This is a genomic window from Pseudomonas sp. JL23, assembly GCF_056933585.1.
On record NZ_CM167795.1, the window covers coordinates 2,570,567 to 2,587,376 of the forward strand.

Sequence of the window (16,810 nt, forward strand, 5' to 3'; positions counted from 1 at the left end):
GAAACATTGCCTTCGCGGGCAAGCCTCGCTCCAACGGCTTGCGTACTCATCGCTATTGGAGACTCACCCATGCCACATCTCACCTCAGTCAAACCCCCGCACTACAGCGTGATCATCGTCGGCGGCGGCCAGGCCGGGTTGTCGGCCAGTTATTACCTGCAAGCCCAGGGCATCGACCATCTGCTGCTGGAAAAAAACAGCCTGACCCACGCCTGGCGGCATCAGCGCTGGGATGCCTTCAGTCTGGTCACGCCAAACTGGCAGTGTGCGCTGCCGGGTTATCGCTATGGCATCGAGCATCCGGGCACTGATCCCCATGGCTTCATGGTCAAGGATGAGATCAACGCTTACCTGGCCGGCTTCGTCGCCAAGGTCAATGCCCCGGCCCTGGAAGGGGTGACGGTGCGTCGTGTGGTACCGCGCAGTCATGGCGGTTACGACGTGCATACGTCCAAGGGTGAGTTCACGGCTGATCAGGTGATCGTCGCCTCGGGTGGTTATCACACGCCGATCATTCCGCGTCTGGCCGAGCGTCTGCCAGCGGATATCGCCCAGATTCATTCGGAGCAATACCGCAACCCGCAAAGCCTGCCCGAGGGCAATGTGCTGGTGGTGGGTTCGGGTCAGTCCGGTGCGCAGATCGCCGAAGACCTGCACCTGGCCGGACGCAAGGTGTTCCTGGCGGTGGGCGATGCACCGCGTTGCGCACGCTTTTACCGGGGGCGCGACGTGGTGGATTGGCTGGCCGAGATGGGCTACTACGATATCGGCGTTGATGCCCATCCATTGCGCGAAGGTGTGCGGGACAACACCAACCATTACGTCACCGGTCGCGATGGCGGGCGCGATATCGACCTGCGCCGGTTCGCCGCTGAAGGCATGGAGCTGTTCGGTCGCCTCGACGGCCTCGAAGGTTCGACCCTGCAGTTTTCCACCGACCTGGCCCGCAGCCTGGACAGCGCCGACGCCGTTTATAACCGCATCAACGGCTCCATCGACAAGTACATCGCCGAGCAGGGTATCGAGGCGCCGACAGGGGAGGTCTATATCCCGCGCTGGGCGCCGCAGCAGGAACGTGGCGAGCTGGACCTGAGCGCCGCCGGCATCACCAGCATCATCTGGTGCATCGGCTTCAGCCCGGATTTCACCTGGGTCGAGGCGCCGGTATTCAACGGTCGCGGCCATCCGGGCCACACGCGCGGCGTTACCGCCCAGCCGGGGTTGTATTTCCTTGGGCTGCCGTGGCTGTACACCTGGGGTTCGGGGCGTTTCTCCGGGATTGCCCGGGATGCCGAGTATCTGGTGAAGCGGATTGCCGAATCGATTTCGGGCGGCGACGAATTGCGCGTGGCCAGCCGCTAGACGCAGTCAATATGTGGGAGCGAGGCTTGCCCGCGAACGCTATTTATCAGCCGATGACGATGTGCCGAATGTACGGACCTCTTCGCGGGCAAGCCTCGCTCCCACAAATTCAGCAGGGCGTTTGCATTGTGGGAGCAGGCTTGCCTGCGAAGAGGCCGGTGAAGTCGACTCATCTTCCGCGGCGGTGAGTGAACCGACGAAAGTTCCTACTGGCACCTTGACGTCACTTTGTATCAGGAGAATACTTCACTTAGATTCATATAGATGACTATATAACTAAAACAGTGAAGCTCGACCATGAACCAGCTTTCCAGTGACGACCGTCTGCCGCTTTATCAACGCCTGCGTGACCAGTTGGCTGAGCAAATCGCCAATAACCGCTGGCGTCCGGGGGAGGCGATTCCTACCGAGGCTGCGCTTTCCAGTGAGTACTGCCTGTCCACCGGCACGGTGCGCAAGGCCATCGACATGCTGGTCGCCGAGAATATTCTCGAGCGCCAACAGGGCCGTGGCACTTTCATCCGCCGCCCGCAATTCCAGTCTTCTTTATTCCGTTTCTTCCGCTTCCAGACCGCTGCCGGTGAGCGTCGGGTGCCGGAGAGTCGCATTCTGTCCATCGAGCCGCTGCTGGCGCCGTCGGCTGTCAGTCATGCCCTGGGCCTGATGCCCGATGCTCCGGTGATTCGCATAGTGCGTCTGCGTCTGCTCGATGCCCAGCCGGTGCTGGCCGAGGAAATCTGGCTGCCGCGCGTGCAGTTCCAGGCGCTGCTGGAGACCGAACTGGATCGCCACGGCCCATTGCTCTACCCGATCTACGAAGAGCTCTGCGGCCAGGTCGTCGCCTACGCCGAAGAAACCCTTACCGCCGAAGCCGTCAGCGATGTGCATGCGCGTCTGCTGCAGATTCCGGCCAACAGCCCGGTGGTAGTGATCGAACGTCTGGCCCGCAATTACGCCGGTCATCCTCTGGAGTGGCGTCGCTCGCGCGGTCATGCCAGCCATTTCCGCTACAGCGTCGACATTCGCTGACGCCTTGCAACACTGCCCACACTTATAAGGACAACAATCATGTTCAGTTGGTATCGCCAAATCACCGCGCGCGAGCGCAAGACATTCTGGGCCTGCTTCGGCGGCTGGTCGCTGGATGCCCTGGAAGTACAAATGTTCGGTCTGGCGATTCCAGCACTGATTGCCGCCTTTGCCCTGAGCAAAGGTGACGCAGGCCTGATCAGCGGCGTGACCCTGGTGACCTCGGCCCTGGGTGGCTGGGTTGGCGGCACGCTGTCGGACCGCTACGGTCGCGTACGTACCCTGCAGTGGATGATCCTCTGGTTCTCAGTGTTCACGTTCCTGTCCGCCTTCGTCACCGGCTTCAATCAGTTGCTGATCGTCAAGGCGCTGCAGGGCTTTGGCATCGGCGGCGAGTGGGCGGCCGGTGCGGTGCTGATGGCCGAGACCATCCAGCCGAAATATCGCGGCAAGGTCATGGGTACGGTACAGAGCGCCTGGGCTGTGGGTTGGGGGCTGGCGGTGGGTGTGTTCACCCTGATCTATTCCTTTGTGCCGCAGGATATGGCCTGGCGCGTGATGTTCCTGGTCGGTCTGCTGCCGTCGCTGCTGATCATCTGGGTGCGCCGTAACGTCGAAGAGCCGGACAGCTTCCAGCGCCTGCAGAAAGAGAACGCCATCCCGCAGAGTTTCTTCAAGTCCCTGGCCGGTATTTTCCGCCCTGAACTGCTGCGCGTGACCCTGCTCGGCGGTTTGCTCGGCCTCGGCGCCCACGGCGGTTATCACGCGGTGATGACCTGGCTGCCGACCTTCCTCAAGACCGAGCGCAACCTGTCTGTGCTCAGCTCCGGCGGCTACCTGGCGGTGATTATCTTCGCCTTCTGGTGCGGTTGCGTGGCCAGCGGCCTGATGATCGATCGCATCGGTCGGCGCAAAAACATCCTGTTGTTCGCCCTGTGTTGCGTGACCACGGTGCAGTGCTATGTATTCCTGCCGCTGACCAACACACAGATGCTGTTTCTCGGCTTCCCGCTGGGCTTCTTCGCCGCAGGTATTCCGGCCAGCCTCGGTGCCTTTTTCAACGAGCTGTACCCCACCGACGTGCGCGGTGCCGGGGTCGGTTTCTGCTACAACTTCGGCCGCGTGCTGTCTTCGGTGTTCCCGTTCCTGGTCGGTCATATGAGCGAGTCCATGTCCCTGGGCTCGGCCATCGGCATCGACGCCGGGATTGCCTACGGTGTTGCCGTGCTGGCCGCGCTGTTGCTGCCGGAAACCCGTGGCCGCAGCCTGGAAACCAGTGTTCCGGCCACGGCCGAGACGCCCCAGACACAGCAGGCCTGATAGATCCCTTGTTGCGCGGCGTGCTCCTGCGCCGCGTCTTTCTACATAGACGAGTTCCATGCCCCATACCCGTACCGCGCCGATTCTCGGCATCGACAGCCACGCCCATGTCTTCAGTCGTGATCTGCAACTGACCAGCGCGCGCCGCTACACCCCCGACTATGACGCAACCCTGGCGCTGTATCTGGCCAATCTGGCGCGGCACGGCCTGAGCCATGGCGTACTGGTGCAGCCGAGTTTCCTCGGTACCGACAACAGTTACCTGCTGGCGGCGCTGGCCCAGGCCCCTGAGCAGCTGCGCGGGGTCGTGGTCGTCGCTCGGGATATCAGCCGGGCCGAGTTGCAGGCCATGGCCACTCAGGGCGTGACGGGCATCCGTCTGAATCTGATGGGCAAGCCATTGCCGGATTTCACCGAGCCCGAGTGGCAGGTGCTGTTCGGGCATATCGCCGAGCTGGACTGGCATATCGAACTGCATCGTCAGGTGGAAGACTTGCCGCAGCTGGTGCGTGCCTTGCTGCCGTTTGGCTGCAAGATCGTGGTCGATCATTTCGGCCGTCCGGATGCGCGTCTTGGGGTGAATCAGGCCGGTTTTATCGAGCTGCTCGACCTGGGCACCACCGGGCAGTTGTGGATGAAGGTCTCGGCGATTTACCGGTTGGCCGGGGATACCCGGCAGAACCTCGAATTCGCCTGCTCGGTACTGCCACTGCTGGAACAGAGCCTCGGCCCACAGCGTCTGGTCTGGGGCAGTGACTGGCCGCATACCCAGCATGAACAGGCTGTCGGCTATGGTACGGTGATGGAGCAGTTGCGGGCCCTGGGCTGTTCAGAGAGTTTGCGCCAGGCGATGCTGATTGATTCGCCTGCGCAGTTGTTTAGCTTTTGACGCTGCTGACCCGTGGGAGCGAGGCATTTCGGACTGCCGCACCGCCGCGAAGAGCTCGGTACATACGGGACATCTTCTGCGGCTGAACAATTGCCTTCGCGGGCAAGCCTCGCTCCCACAGAGTCAGGCTTTCCAACCCCCACCAACGCCACCAGTTTGGTTTTTGATGTGGATCGGCGCCTTTTCAAATAGACGCCGCTCTCATCAAACACAACGCAATTTACTGAATTGGAATGCCTTCGCAAGCAAGCTTGCTCCCACAGGGTGTTTGCTGCGCGACAGCGCGATGCCAGGGACGTCGTGACAACTCCCACAGATTCAGGCTTTCCAACCCCCACCCAATGCCACCAGCAAACCGACACTGGCCTGCAGCTGGCTGCTCTGCACCACCTGCAAACGCCGCTGGGCTTCCAGTGCGGTGGTCTGGGCGGTGACGACGTCCAGGTAATTCAGCGCGCCGGCCTGGTAGCTGCTCATAGCGATCTGTTCGGCATGCTGGGCGGCGTCGACGGCGGCCTGCTGGTCCTGGGCTTCGCGTTGCAGGTCGCGTAGCTGGCCCAGATTGTCTTCCACTTCGCGCACGGCCTTGAGCACCTGGCCGTGGTAGCGGGCGGCGGCCTCCTCGAATTCAGCCCTGGCCTGACGATCAGCGGCACTGCGGCGGCCGCCGTCGAACAGTGGCAGGCTGACCACCGGCCCCACGGCCCAGAAGCGGTTGGCGGCGGTGAGCAGGTTGCCTGCGCCCTGGGTCTGGCCGCCCAGCAGGCCGCTAAGGCTGAAGTCGGGATACCAGGCCGCCCGCGCGACACCGATCCCGGCATTGGCGGCGAATACCCGGCGTTCGGCGGCGGCGATATCGGGACGCTGTTGCAGCAGGCTGCCGGGCAGGGCGGCGGGAATCGTCGGCAAGGCCAAGGGCCGGGTATCGACGGCGAGGCTGAAGGCGCTGGGCAGGGCCCCCACCAGTTCGGCAATCGCATGTTCGCCCAAATTGCGCTGGGCCTGGATGTCGTCGAGTTGCGCCTGGGCCTGGGCCAGTTGGCTTTGGGCCCGGGTCAGGTCCAGTTCTGAGGCGATCTTGCCCTGATAGCGATCGCGGGTCAGTTGCAGGGCTTGCTGATAGTCGCCCAGAGAGTCGGTGAGGATCTTGGCCTGAGCATCCAGGCCGCGCACCTGCACATACAGGCTGGCCAACTGACGTTGCAGGCTCAGGCGCGCCACTGCCAGATCATCACCGGACGCCTGGGCCTGGGCGTCGCCCGCCGCCACCTGATTGCGAATCCGGCCCCACAGGTCCAGATCGAAACTCAGACCCAGGCTCAGGGTGTCGCTGTTATAGACCGACGGCTGGGTGTCGCCGCGTAACGGCCGGTTATCCGACTGGCGCTGGCGCAGCGGCTGAAGAGAGGCGCCCAGTTGCGGGAACAGGCCGCCGTGCAACTGGCTGGCATAGGCCTGGGCGGCGTCATAGTGGGCCAGTGCCGCCGCAAGGTCAGGGTTGGCCTTGAGCAACTGTTGTTGCAGGTCGTTCAGTTGCGAGTCGTGGTACAGCTGCCACCACTGATCAGGTACGCGGTCGGTGACCTGGGCGCTATGCCAGGGGCCGATCTGGCTCTCCTTGAACTGCGCAGGCAGGGCCACCTCGGGTTTCTGGTAGGTCGGTGCCAGGGAGCAGCCTTGCAGGGCCAGGGCGATCAGCAACGCCAGTGCATCAAGCCTTGGGCGCATGGGCACCTCCGGCGTCGGCCAGTTGCACCGGGTCGTTCTCACGCAGGGCGTCCGGCGGGTTATCCACCACCCGATCATTCGGCGCCAGGCCCTGATCGATTACCAGGCGGTCGCCCAGGTCCATGCCGATATGGATGGTGCGCATATGTACATGCTGTTGCCCGTCGAGCACTGCGACCTGAGTACCGGCGGCGCGGAAAATCAGGGCGCTGGCCGGGATGCTTACCCCATTGGGTGAGGCGCTGACCTTGAGGGTGGCCTCGGCGTAGTCGCCGGGGAGCAGGGCGCCGTCGGGGTTGTCGGCAACGAACTGGGCCAGCAGGGTGCCGGAGCGCGGATCCACGGCCGTTGAATCGCCGAGCAGGCGCGCGCTGAACTGCTGGTTGGGATGCTCGGGCACGGTCAACTGCACTTGCATGCCGGGGGTGATGATGCTGGCGTAGTTCTGCGGCACTGGCACGTACAGGCGCACACGACGGGTATCGGCGATGCTGAACAGGGGTGTGCCGCCGCCGTCGTCGGCCTTGATCAACTGACCGATATCGGTATTGCGCGCGGTGATGGTCCCGGCGAACGGTGCGCGGATGGTCTTGTAGGCTTCCAGATCCGTCAGCCGTGCATAGTCGGCGGCGGCCGCCTGCATATCGGCCTTGGCTGCCGCAGCATTGGCCAGTTTCTCGTCGACTTCCTGCTGTGATACCGAATGGTTGGCCAACAGGTTCTGCCAGCGTTCGGCGGTGGTGGCGGCCAGTTTTGCGGTAGCGGTCTGCTGCGCCAGATGGGCGCGGGTCTGGGCCAGTTGCTGATCCAGTTCGGGGCTGTCGATGGTCGCCAGGACCTGTCCGGCGCTGACCTGGCTGCCGATATCGCTGCTCCAGTCTTTCAGGTAGCCGCTGACCCGGGCATTGATCGGTGCCTTGCTCCACGCCTCCAGGTGCGCGGGCAGTTGCAGGGTGTTGCCCTGGGCGTTGTGGGACGGCTGGAACACGTTGACCACCGGCAGGGCCTGGGTCTCGGTCCAGGCGGTAACCGACTGCTCATGGCGGGTGCGCGCGGCCAGACCGTTGGCCACCAGCAGGGCGGCCAGGGTCAGGCCGCCAATGCCGACCAGCATCAGGCGTTTGTGTGAAGGGGCGTGTTCAGACGACATGGGGTGTTTCTCCAACAACGGCACGAGAAGGTGAGCGGCGGTGCACCAGGCTGAAAACCACGGGCACGAACAGCAGGGTGGCGGTGGTGGCGAGGATCAGGCCGCCGATGACGGCACGGCCCAGGGGGGCGTTCTGCTCTTGGGACAGGGCCAGGGGCAGCATGCCGAGGATCATCGCCAGGGCGGTCATGCACACCGGGCGGAAACGCGTATAACCGGCCTCCATGGCGGCCTTGAGGGCATCGCCATGTTCGGCCAGGCGCTCGCGGCAGAAGCTCACCACCAGAATCGAGTTGGCCGTGGCGACGCCCATGCACAGGATCGCCCCGGTCAGGGCCGGCACCGACAGCGAGGTATTACTGAGGAACAGCATCCACACGATCCCGGCCAGAGCGGCGGGCAGGGCGGTGATGATCACGAACGGGTCGAGCCAGGACTGGAAGTTGACCACGATCAGCAGGTAGATCAGTACTACCGCGCCGAGTAGGCCGAAACTCAGGCCGCTGAAGGCTTCATGCAGGGCGTCGATCTGGCCATGCAGGGTGATGGTCGCGCCTTTCGGGCGCAGGGCTGCGGCGCCGTCGATGACCTTCTGCACGTCCTTGGCCACGCCGCCGAGGTCACGGCCCTGGACGTTGGCGAACAGGTCGAGGGTCGGCTGGATATTGTAGTGAGTGACGACCGCCGCGCTGTCCACGCGCTGGATGGTCGCCAGGCCGCCGAGGATCTGCGACTGACCGTCGGCACCGGTAATGGGCAGCGCTTCCAGGGTCGGCAGGTTGTCCATGCGGTATTGCGGGGTGGCGGCGACGATGGAGTAGGACACGCCGTTTTTCGGGTTCAGCCAGTAGGTCGGCGCCACTTGTGAGGTCCCGGCCAGGGATGCGCCGAGGCTGGTAGTGACGTCGTGCTCGGTGATGCCCAGTTGCTTGGCGCGCAGACGGTCGACATTCACTTGCAGCGATGGGTAGCCGGTGGACTGCTGGATGCGCAGATCGGCGATGCCGGGCACATGTTGCAGGCGTCGTTGCAGCTCCAGGGCATAGGCGCGGTTGGCCTCGCCGTCGGGGCCGGAGACTTTCACGTCCAGGGGCGCCGGGTTGCCGAAGTTGAGGATCTGGCTGCTGATATCGGCGGGCAGGAAGGCGAAGTGGCTGCCGGGGAAACTGTGCGGCAGGGCTTCGCGCAGGCGCTTGACGTAATCGGCGGTGGGCGCATGCTCGGCTTTGAGGGTGACCTGAATATCGCCGTCCTGGGGGCCGATGGTGCCGCTGCTGCTATAGGCCATATCGATGCCGCTCAAGGGGATGCCGATATTGTCGATCACCGTGTCCAGTTCGTTGGCGGGGATGATCTCGCGGATGCGTTGCTCGATGCGGTCGAAGGCGGCGGCGCTTTCTTCGATACGCGTGCCCAGGGGCAGGCGCACATGCAGGGCCAGGGCGCCGGCATCGGTGGCCGGGAAGAAATCCTGGCCCAGGCTTGGCAGCAAGGCGAAGCTGGCCAGCACGCAGGTGAGAAAACCGATCAGGAAGCGCTTGTAGTACTTCAAGGCCAGGCCCAGCAGACCGTAATAAACGTCCCGCACCGCCGAGAAACCGTGCTCGAAACCCTGTTGGATGCGCAAGGCACTGCGCAGCAGGGCATTGCGCGGCGGCGCATGCTGGTCGCCTTCGTGATGATTGATCACTGCGTCTTCCGGGTGATGCCCGGCGCCCTGTTCCAGCACATGGGGCTTGAGCAGGAACATCGCCAGGGTCGGCACCAGGGTGCGCGACAGCAGGAACGAACTGGCCATGGCGAAGATCACCGCCAGGGCCATGGGCCGGAACAGATACCCGGCGATGCCCTGCAACATGAACATCGGCACGAAGACGATGCAGATACACAGCAGCGAGACAAAGGCCGGACCAACGATCTGCCGGGCACCATCGAGGATCGCGTCCTTGACTGCCTTGCCTTGCTCCAGGTGCCAGTTGATGTTCTCGATGGTCACCGTGGCGTCATCCACCAGAATGCCCACGGCCAGGGCCAGACCGCCGAGGGTCATGACGTTGAGGGTCTGGCCGCTGAGGGCGAGCAGGGCGATAGCCGAGAGTACTGCCAGGGGAATCGACGCGGCGATGATCAGGGTCGAGCGCCAGCTGCCGAGGAACAGCAGGATCATCAGGCTGGTCAGCAGGGCGGCGATAATGCCCTCGCGGGCGACACTGCCCACCGACTCCTTGACGAATACCGAAGCATCGCCCAGCAGCGAGGTTTTCATTTCCGGCGGCAGGGTCTCGTTGATCAGCGGCAGCATGTTGCGCACGCCGTCGACGATGGACAGGGTCGAGATATTGCCGTTCTTCAGCGCTGGCATCAGTACTGCGCGGCGGCCATCGACCCGCACCACGTTGGTCTGCGGCGGCGAGCCGTCGCGCACATGGGCCACCTGGCCGATGGTGATCAGGGCGCCATCGACGGTCTTGATCGGCAACTGGTTGAGTTCATCAATGGCCTTGGGGCTGTTATTGAGCAGCACGGTGTATTCGTCGCTGCCCATCTTCGCCGTACCCACCGGAATGATCTGGTTCTGGGCGGCCAGGGCGTTGCCGACGTCCTGGGCGGACAAGCCCTTGGCGGCCAGGGCCTGATGGTCCAGGTCCAGGGTGATCTGCCGTTGCCGACCACCCATGGGCGTGGGCAGGGCGATGCCGGGCACGGCGGTCAGGGGCAGGCGCACATTGTTTTGCACCAGGTCACGAATCCGCGCTTCCGACAGGGTCGGGCTGGAAAAGGCCATTTGCAGGATCGGCACAGTGGAAGCGCTGTAGTTGAGGATCAGCGGTGGCGTGATGCCGGGTGGCATCTGCTTGAGCACGGTCTGCGACACTGCGGTGACCTGGGCATTGGCGGTGCGGATATCCACGCCCGGCTGGAAGAAGATCTTGACGATGCCCATGCCGGGTAGCGATTGCGATTCGATGTGCTCAATGTCGTTGACCGTGGTGCTCAGGGAGCGCTCGTAGGTGTAGATCACCCGCCCGGCCATGGCGTCGGGAGACAGCCCGTTGTACTGCCAGACCACGGCTATCACCGGAATGCCGATATCGGGGAATACATCAGTGGGGGTTTTCAGGGCCGCCAACGGCCCGACGATACAGATGAAAATCGCCAACACGATAAACGTGTAGGGCTTGAGCAGTGCAGTCTTTACCAGCCCGAGCATGCCAGGAACCTCCGCTTTGGAATCACGGCAGTCTTGGTGTGCGGACTTAACAGGCGGCTTTCATACGGATGAACAAAGATTTACCCGAGCCAGCAAGGAGCTTTCATCGGGTATTCATTTGAGCTTCATCCACCCCCTCGCCAAGCTGGCCCCATCGCAAGCCCTGACACATAAGGGAACAGCATTTTCCACTGCCGAGGTTATTCACCATGTCGTCCAAATCACTGCTGTTGCTGCCCATGCTGGGTCTGGTGGGGCTGCTGTCGGCCTGCGCGGGACCCATGCCCAAGCCCGATCCCGACGAAGCCTGGATCGGCTTGAAGGAAGAGCCGTCAGCAGTGCTGATGGCCGAAAACCTGGATGGCAAACGCCTCAATGACGGCCGCTACTTCGACGTCACCCCCGGCGCCCACCGCCTGGACCTGAGCCTGATCATTGAGCCCGACGGCGATAACAATCAGGAGCGCTGCACCGCCCATATCAACTTCAACCAGTTCAAGGCCGGCAGCCGCTACAAAGTGGTCGAGAGCAGCCTGGGTGAGGATTACAGCGCTGTACTGGAAGACGCCAGCGGCAAGCAACTGGGCCGCAGCCATGACTTCGACTGCATGCCTGGCTGAGTAAAGAACGCTCCCTTCGACGGTCTTCGTTGAGCCCATGGCTGCTGCCATGGGCTTTTTTTTTCCTGCTCTATCGCCTGACAAACACGAGACTGTGGGACCGGCTTTAGCCGGGAAGAGGCAGGTATGGACGATGCATCCCTATTGCCAGTGGTATCGCCTTCCCGGCTGAAGCCGGTCCCACAGGTACCCGGGACGACGGCTTTGTGGTCCCGTAGAGGCAAATGGAGCCGTTGAATTGTATCCTGTGACCGTTGAGATGACCTAACCCAGATCCGTCATCTGTCGGCATTCCAGTACCAGGCTCGCGCCGCCCGAAGGGCTGTTGCCGATCTGCAGGCGAAAGCCATGCAGATTGACGATGGCGGCGACAATGGACAGGCCCAGGCCGAAGCCGCTGGACTGGTTGCCGCTCTCGCTGCGATAGAAGCGCTTGAACACTGCCTCGCGTTCGGCCTGGGGGATGCCCGGGCCGGAGTCGCGGACCTCGATCACGGTGCTGTCGAGTTCGGCGCGGGCTATCACCAGTACGCTGCCGCCGGCCGGGGTGAACTTGATCGAGTTGCTCATCAGGTTGGCCAGGGCCTCGAACAGCAGAGCGCGGTCGCCGGTCACCGGTGGCAGGTTGTTGGCGATTTCGACATGCAGGGATACGTGACCTTCTTCGGCCAGAGGCAGGTAGAAGTCGTACAGCTCCAGCAACAGGGGTTTGGGATCGAGTTCGACGAAGGCCGAGCGACGCTGATGATCCTCAAGCTCGGAGATGCGCAGAAGGCCGCGGAAGCGCGCCATCAGGGTGTCGGCGTCGGCAATGACCTGGGCCATCTGCTCGCCCTGGGTCGAGTCTTCAGGGGATTGCTGCTGGATGCGATAGAGCTGGGCGCGCAGGCGGGTCAGGGGCGTGCGCAGGTCGTGGGCGATATTGTCGCAGACGCCCTTGACCTCGTTCATCAGCTTCTCGATACGGTCGAGCATGGCATTAACGATCACCGCCAGCATGTCCAGTTCGTCACGGCTGTTGGACACCGGCAGGCGCCGGGCCAGATCACCGGCGATGATCGCCTCGGCGCTGGCCTGGATGCCGCGAATGCGCTGCAACGGCCGACGCCGCAACAGATGCCAGCCTGCCACGCCGGGAATGATCGTCAGGGAGATCCCCCAGAACAGCGCGTGCAGGATCAGCGTAGCCACCGCGAACAGCGAACCGTTGTCCCGTACCAACACCAGCCAGCGGCCGTCACGGGTCTGCATGGCGACAGCATCGCAGCTGTCCCTGGGCAGGTCGGGGTCGTTGGAGTCGGTGCAGTTCTTCAGCTCGTGGATCTGCCCATCCAGCGGCAGATGCCGGGGAATGCGGTGGATCGGCCCGTTGATCGGCAGCTTGTCCATGTCGAACAGGCCATAGGCGTCCACGGTGCGGATGTCGTAGGTCACGCTGGTGGTCAGGGCCTCGACCAGTTGTTCGCCTTCGAAGCGGGAAAACAACTGCTGGCGCTGCATCAGCGAGTGGCGCGCCAGATTATCCAGATAACTGGTGACTTCCCAGTACAGGAAGCCCAGCAGAATGCCGCTCCAGGCGACGAACAGAAAACTGTACAAGGCCAGCAGACGACTGCTGGAAGAGCGCCAACCGTTAGACGGGTTCGGCAATGACATAACCGGAGCCTCGCACGGTTCGGATCAGCGGGGTCATGCCGGGCGGGTCGATCTTTTTGCGCAGACGACCGATATGCACATCGATCAGGTTGGTGCCGGGGTCGAAGTGATAGCCCCAGACTTCCTCGAAAATCATCATGCGGGTGATGATCTGGCCGCTGTTGCGCATCAGGAATTCCAGCAGTTTGTACTCGGTGGGCAACAGCGACAGCGGCTGCTCGCCACGGCTGGCCTCTCGGCTGATCAGATTCAGCTCCAGGTCGGCGACGCGCAGCACGGTTTCGGCAGCGGTCACCGGGTTGCGGCGGCGCAGCAGCACTTCGACCCGGGCGGCCATCTCGTCGGAGGCAAAGGGTTTGGACAGATAGTCGTCGCCACCGGCGCGCAGGCCGCGCACCCGCTCGTCGACATCGGACAGGGCGCTGATCATCAGGATTGGCGTGGAAATACCCAGGGCGCGGATAGTGGTGACTATGGCCAGGCCATCGACTTCCGGCAACATGCGGTCCAGGGTGATCAGGTCGTAGTCGCCGCTGACCGCCCGCACCAGGCCTTCGCGGCCGTTGTCGACCCAGTCCACGTCCAGGCCGTGGCTGCTGAGTTCGGCAACAATTTCATTTGCGGTGACGGCATCGTCTTCGATTGTCAGAATTCGAGTCATGTGGCCTGTCGCTATCAATTAAAGGCTGAAGGCTGCATTTTGCCCCTAAAAACGCAGGGGCTTTCTAAATAAAAATTTAAGTCTTGTCGCTGGAGGCAGCCTCTTCAGCCAAACGCCGCTGGCGCAAGGCTTGCTGGCGTTGCTCTTCGCGTGTTGTACGGTCGCGCTCACTGCGGATCTGGGCGTGACTGATCAGGGCGAAGATAAAACTGCCGCCGATGATGTTACCGGCCAGGGTCGGTCCGGCGAAAATAGTGATGAAGTCCTTCCACGGTAGCTCACCGGCGAATACCAGGTAGGAAACTTCCGCAGAACCGACGACGATATGGGTGAAATCGCCCAGGGCCATCAGGTAAGTGATCAGCACGATGATCCAGATCTTGCCGCCTTCCATCGACGCAATCATCCACACCATGGTCGCGATCATCCAGCCGGAGACGATGCCCTTGGCGAACATCTGGCCGACGCCGTTCTCCATGACCTTGCGGCCGATCTCGAGAAAGGCGGCGTCGGTCTTGCTGTCGAAGATCGGCAAATGCAGCATCACATAGGCCACCAACAAGGTGCCCATCAGATTGCCCACCAGTACTACGCTCCACAGCCTGAGCAGCCGGCCGAAGTTTTTGATGGTCGGTTTGGTCATGACTGGCAGTACGGCGGTCAGGGTGTTCTCGGTGAACAACTGCTGCCGCGCCAGGATCACCGCGAGAAAGCCCGCGCAATAGCCGAGGCTGGCAATCACCTTGCTGGCTTCGCCGTCCGGCAGTCGCGCGTTGAACAGCCCCATGCCCATCAGTGACAGGCCCATGGTCAATCCGGCGGCCAGGGCCGACCAGAACAACGCCGCGACACTGCGCTCCAGCTCCTGATCGCCCTGGGCACGAATGGTTTCGTGCAGCACGGCAGCGCGGGGCGGCTGGTTCTTGTCGATTTCGCGTTCTTCTTCAGCAGACAGACCTGGGGTCTTGCCGTCGTTTTCGGTGGTCATGGGGACTTCCTTGACGTGGTGAGCGGGGAGGCGTGGCTTTGAGACACAATCGCTCGCCCGTCGTTCGCCGAGGGTTTTTCATACGCAGAAAATCAGGATGTCACCTGTTGGAGCAAGGCTTGCCCGCGAACCGGGCAACCCGGTGTGTCAGACATACCCAGTCAAGCCATTCGCGGGCAAGCCTCGCTTCAACAAGGTTGCACCCAGCCGGCTATCAGGCAAACACGCGAATCGGCTTGCCGGCATGCCAGGCCTGGATATCTTCGATGATCTGGCTGTAGAACATGTGGTAGTTGTTCTGCGTCACGTAGCCGACATGGGGCGTGGCCAGCACGTTATCGAGGCTGCGGTACGGATGGTCGGCAGGCAGTGGCTCGATATCGAAGACATCCAGGGCCGCACCGGCAATGCGCTTGTGGCGCAGGCTGTCGATCAACGCTGCCTCATCGACGACCGGGCCGCGGGAGGAGTTGATCAGGTAAGCCGAAGGCTTCATCCAGCCCAACGCTTGCGCGTCCACAAGGCCGCGGCTGCGGTCGCTGAGGACCAGGTGTACGGAGAGAATGTCGGACTGCTCGAACAGTTCCTGCTTGCTGACCCGGGTCACGCCGACTTCGGCCGCCGCTTCTGCGGTAAGGTTCTGGCTCCAGGCAATGACTTTCATGCCGAACGCCTGGCCGTAGCGGGCGATCCATTTGCCGATGCTGCCCAGGCCGAGAATGCCGAGGGTCTTGCCGTGCAGGTCGCTGCCAATGCCGATCTGCCAGTTGCCCGCGCGCAGGGAGTTGGCCTCGCTGACCAGATTACGGGTGATGCCCATGATCAGTGCCCAGGTCAGCTCGGGAGCGGCGTGCTTGTAGCTTTCCGTGCCGCAGACTTCGATGCCGTGGCGGCGGGCTGCGGCGACGTCGATGGCGGCGTTGCGCATACCGCCGGTGACCAGCAGCTTGAGGTTCGGCAGTTGCGAAAGCAGCGCTTCGTTGAAGGGCGTGCGTTCGCGCATGATGCAGATCACGTCGAACAAGGCCAGGCGCTCGACCATGGTCGCGGTGTCGGCAGGGTATTCATGGAGAAAGCTGACTTCACCGACGCTGTCGAGGACTGACCAGTCCAGTACGCCGCTGGCGATGGATTGCCAGTCATCGAGCACGGCAATTCGCAGAAGGGCAGGTTGCGTCATTTCGATTGTGCCTCGCTAAAGCCAAGGATTGGAGTTATTGGATGGGCGTTATAGCAGCTTTTTCAGGAGGTCGGCCATGCTCTGATGTGGGACCGGCTTTAGCCGGGAAGGCGGCAGGTGTTGCGGCGCTAGACCTGAGGTTAAGGCGATTGTGTCTTCCCGGCTAAAGCCGGTCCCACTGCTTCGTCAATCAGCCAAACAGGCCCGCCGCAATATTGATCGAAAAACCCAGGATTGCGGTATTGAACAGAAACCCGATCAGCGACTGCGCCAGCACTACCTTGCGCAAAATCCGGGTCGCAACACCGACGTCGGACGTCTGCACGGCAACGCTCAAGGTGAAGGAGAAGTACAGGAAGTCCCAGTAATCCGGATTGCGCTCACCATCGGCAAAGCGCAGGGCCGGTTCCTTGCCTGGCCAGGTGTAATAGAGCCGCGCGTAATGCAGGCTGAACACCACCCCGATCAACAGCCATGAACCGATGATGGTCAGGCCGGTAAAGCCATAGCGCAGGGCTTTCTCGTTATTGGCCAGGCCCTGGCTGCCGGTCAGCTCCAGGATAATCGCAGCGAGGCTGGCCAGGGCGGCGATACAGACGGTGACCAGTACCAGCCCGGCGTTCTCGTCTTCGACCATGGAGATGCGTCGGGCGTCGTCGGCATTGGTGCGGAAGGTGCGGATCATGATCAGGATCAGATACAGCCAGACGCCGATATTCCAGCCGATCAGACAATGGCTGATCAGGCTCAGGGACGGTGCAACATAGATCGAGGCAGCGCCGCAGGCCAGACCGATCAGGGCGGCGATGGTCAGGCGTGGGTGGGTTTGGGAGAGCGCGGACATGGGCAGGCATCGCAGGGGAAGATGGGGCGAACCTTAGCATGCCGTCAATAGAAAAACGGCACGCAAGGGGGTTGCGTGCCGGGCGCCAGGGGTGGCAAGTGTCATATATCGCTGTTGTGGGAGCCGCCTTGGTGGCGAACGAGTGCGAAGCGCTCGCAGCAGCGTCATTGAC

General features: G+C 62.6%; 13 protein-coding genes. 5 read left to right on the plus strand and 8 right to left on the minus strand.

The features are described from left to right. The first annotated feature begins 69 nt into the window (after nt 1-69). The 4 genes from AC1Z24_RS12060 (at nt 70) to AC1Z24_RS12075 (ending at nt 4,600) form a co-directional block, all read left to right on the plus strand. Nucleotides 70-1,362 carry an MSMEG_0569 family flavin-dependent oxidoreductase gene (locus AC1Z24_RS12060; RefSeq protein WP_483745824.1) on the plus strand — a complete coding sequence of 431 codons (1,293 nt, stop codon included), beginning with the start codon at nt 70-72 and terminating at the stop codon, nt 1,360-1,362. A gap of 297 nt (nt 1,363-1,659) precedes the next feature. After that, entirely contained in the window at nt 1,660-2,391 is a 732-nt protein-coding gene (locus AC1Z24_RS12065; RefSeq protein ID WP_259109245.1) for a GntR family transcriptional regulator, read from the plus strand. A gap of 39 nt (nt 2,392-2,430) precedes the next feature. Beyond that, nucleotides 2,431-3,711 (plus strand): MFS transporter, encoded by a 1,281-nt coding sequence (locus AC1Z24_RS12070; RefSeq protein ID WP_483745825.1) that lies wholly within the window; start codon nt 2,431-2,433, stop codon nt 3,709-3,711. Between the two features lie 58 nt (nt 3,712-3,769). Then, a complete protein-coding gene (locus AC1Z24_RS12075) occupies nt 3,770-4,600 on the plus strand; it encodes an amidohydrolase family protein (protein WP_483745826.1) in 831 nt (276 codons plus the stop codon). Nucleotides 4,601-4,918: 318 nt separating this feature from the next. Here the strand turns inward: AC1Z24_RS12075 and AC1Z24_RS12080 are convergent, their stop codons facing one another. Genes AC1Z24_RS12080 through AC1Z24_RS12090 form a run of 3 tightly spaced genes read right to left on the minus strand, consistent with a single transcriptional unit; the run spans nt 4,919 to nt 10,689 of the window. Further along, nucleotides 4,919-6,328 (minus strand): efflux transporter outer membrane subunit, encoded by a 1,410-nt coding sequence (locus AC1Z24_RS12080; protein ID WP_483745827.1) that lies wholly within the window; start codon nt 6,326-6,328, stop codon nt 4,919-4,921. Further along, nucleotides 6,312-7,478: an efflux RND transporter periplasmic adaptor subunit gene (locus AC1Z24_RS12085; RefSeq protein WP_483745828.1), complete on the minus strand. Its 1,167-nt coding sequence runs from the start codon at nt 7,476-7,478 to the stop codon at nt 6,312-6,314. Before AC1Z24_RS12085 ends, AC1Z24_RS12080 begins: the two co-directional genes overlap by 17 nt. Next, on the minus strand, nt 7,468-10,689 hold the full coding sequence (locus AC1Z24_RS12090) for an efflux RND transporter permease subunit (RefSeq protein WP_483745829.1): 3,222 nt from the start codon (nt 10,687-10,689) through the stop codon (nt 7,468-7,470). The genes AC1Z24_RS12085 and AC1Z24_RS12090 overlap by 11 nt, the downstream gene beginning before the upstream one ends. A 209-nt stretch (nt 10,690-10,898) precedes the next feature. Here AC1Z24_RS12090 and AC1Z24_RS12095 point away from each other — a divergent pair, with 209 nt between their 5' ends. Further along, nucleotides 10,899-11,309, plus strand: coding sequence for a PA0061/PA0062 family lipoprotein (locus AC1Z24_RS12095; RefSeq protein ID WP_483745830.1), 411 nt, complete (start codon nt 10,899-10,901; stop codon nt 11,307-11,309). A 264-nt stretch (nt 11,310-11,573) separates the two neighbouring features. Here AC1Z24_RS12095 and AC1Z24_RS12100 read toward each other — a convergent pair whose 3' ends face one another. The 5 genes from AC1Z24_RS12100 to AC1Z24_RS12120 all read right to left on the minus strand — a co-directional run bounded on the left by AC1Z24_RS12100 (nt 11,574) and on the right by AC1Z24_RS12120 (nt 16,638). Further along, on the minus strand, nt 11,574-12,965 hold the full coding sequence (locus tag AC1Z24_RS12100; protein WP_483745831.1) for a sensor histidine kinase: 1,392 nt from the start codon (nt 12,963-12,965) through the stop codon (nt 11,574-11,576). Next, entirely contained in the window at nt 12,943-13,626 is a 684-nt protein-coding gene (locus tag AC1Z24_RS12105; RefSeq protein ID WP_259109234.1) for a response regulator transcription factor, read from the minus strand. Before AC1Z24_RS12105 ends, AC1Z24_RS12100 begins: the two co-directional genes overlap by 23 nt. A gap of 76 nt (nt 13,627-13,702) precedes the next feature. Beyond that, on the minus strand, nt 13,703-14,614 hold the full coding sequence (locus tag AC1Z24_RS12110) for a formate/nitrite transporter family protein (RefSeq protein ID WP_259109232.1): 912 nt from the start codon (nt 14,612-14,614) through the stop codon (nt 13,703-13,705). A 214-nt stretch (nt 14,615-14,828) separates the two neighbouring features. Next, complete coding sequence (locus AC1Z24_RS12115; RefSeq protein ID WP_483745832.1) at nt 14,829-15,794, minus strand: D-2-hydroxyacid dehydrogenase family protein; 966 nt, start codon at nt 15,792-15,794, stop codon at nt 14,829-14,831. A 190-nt stretch (nt 15,795-15,984) separates the two neighbouring features. Then, the gene (locus AC1Z24_RS12120) at nt 15,985-16,638 is read right to left on the minus strand and encodes a DUF1345 domain-containing protein (RefSeq protein WP_483745833.1); all 654 of its coding nucleotides are present in this window, start codon (nt 16,636-16,638) and stop codon (nt 15,985-15,987) included. Between the last annotated feature and the right edge of the window lie 172 nt (nt 16,639-16,810).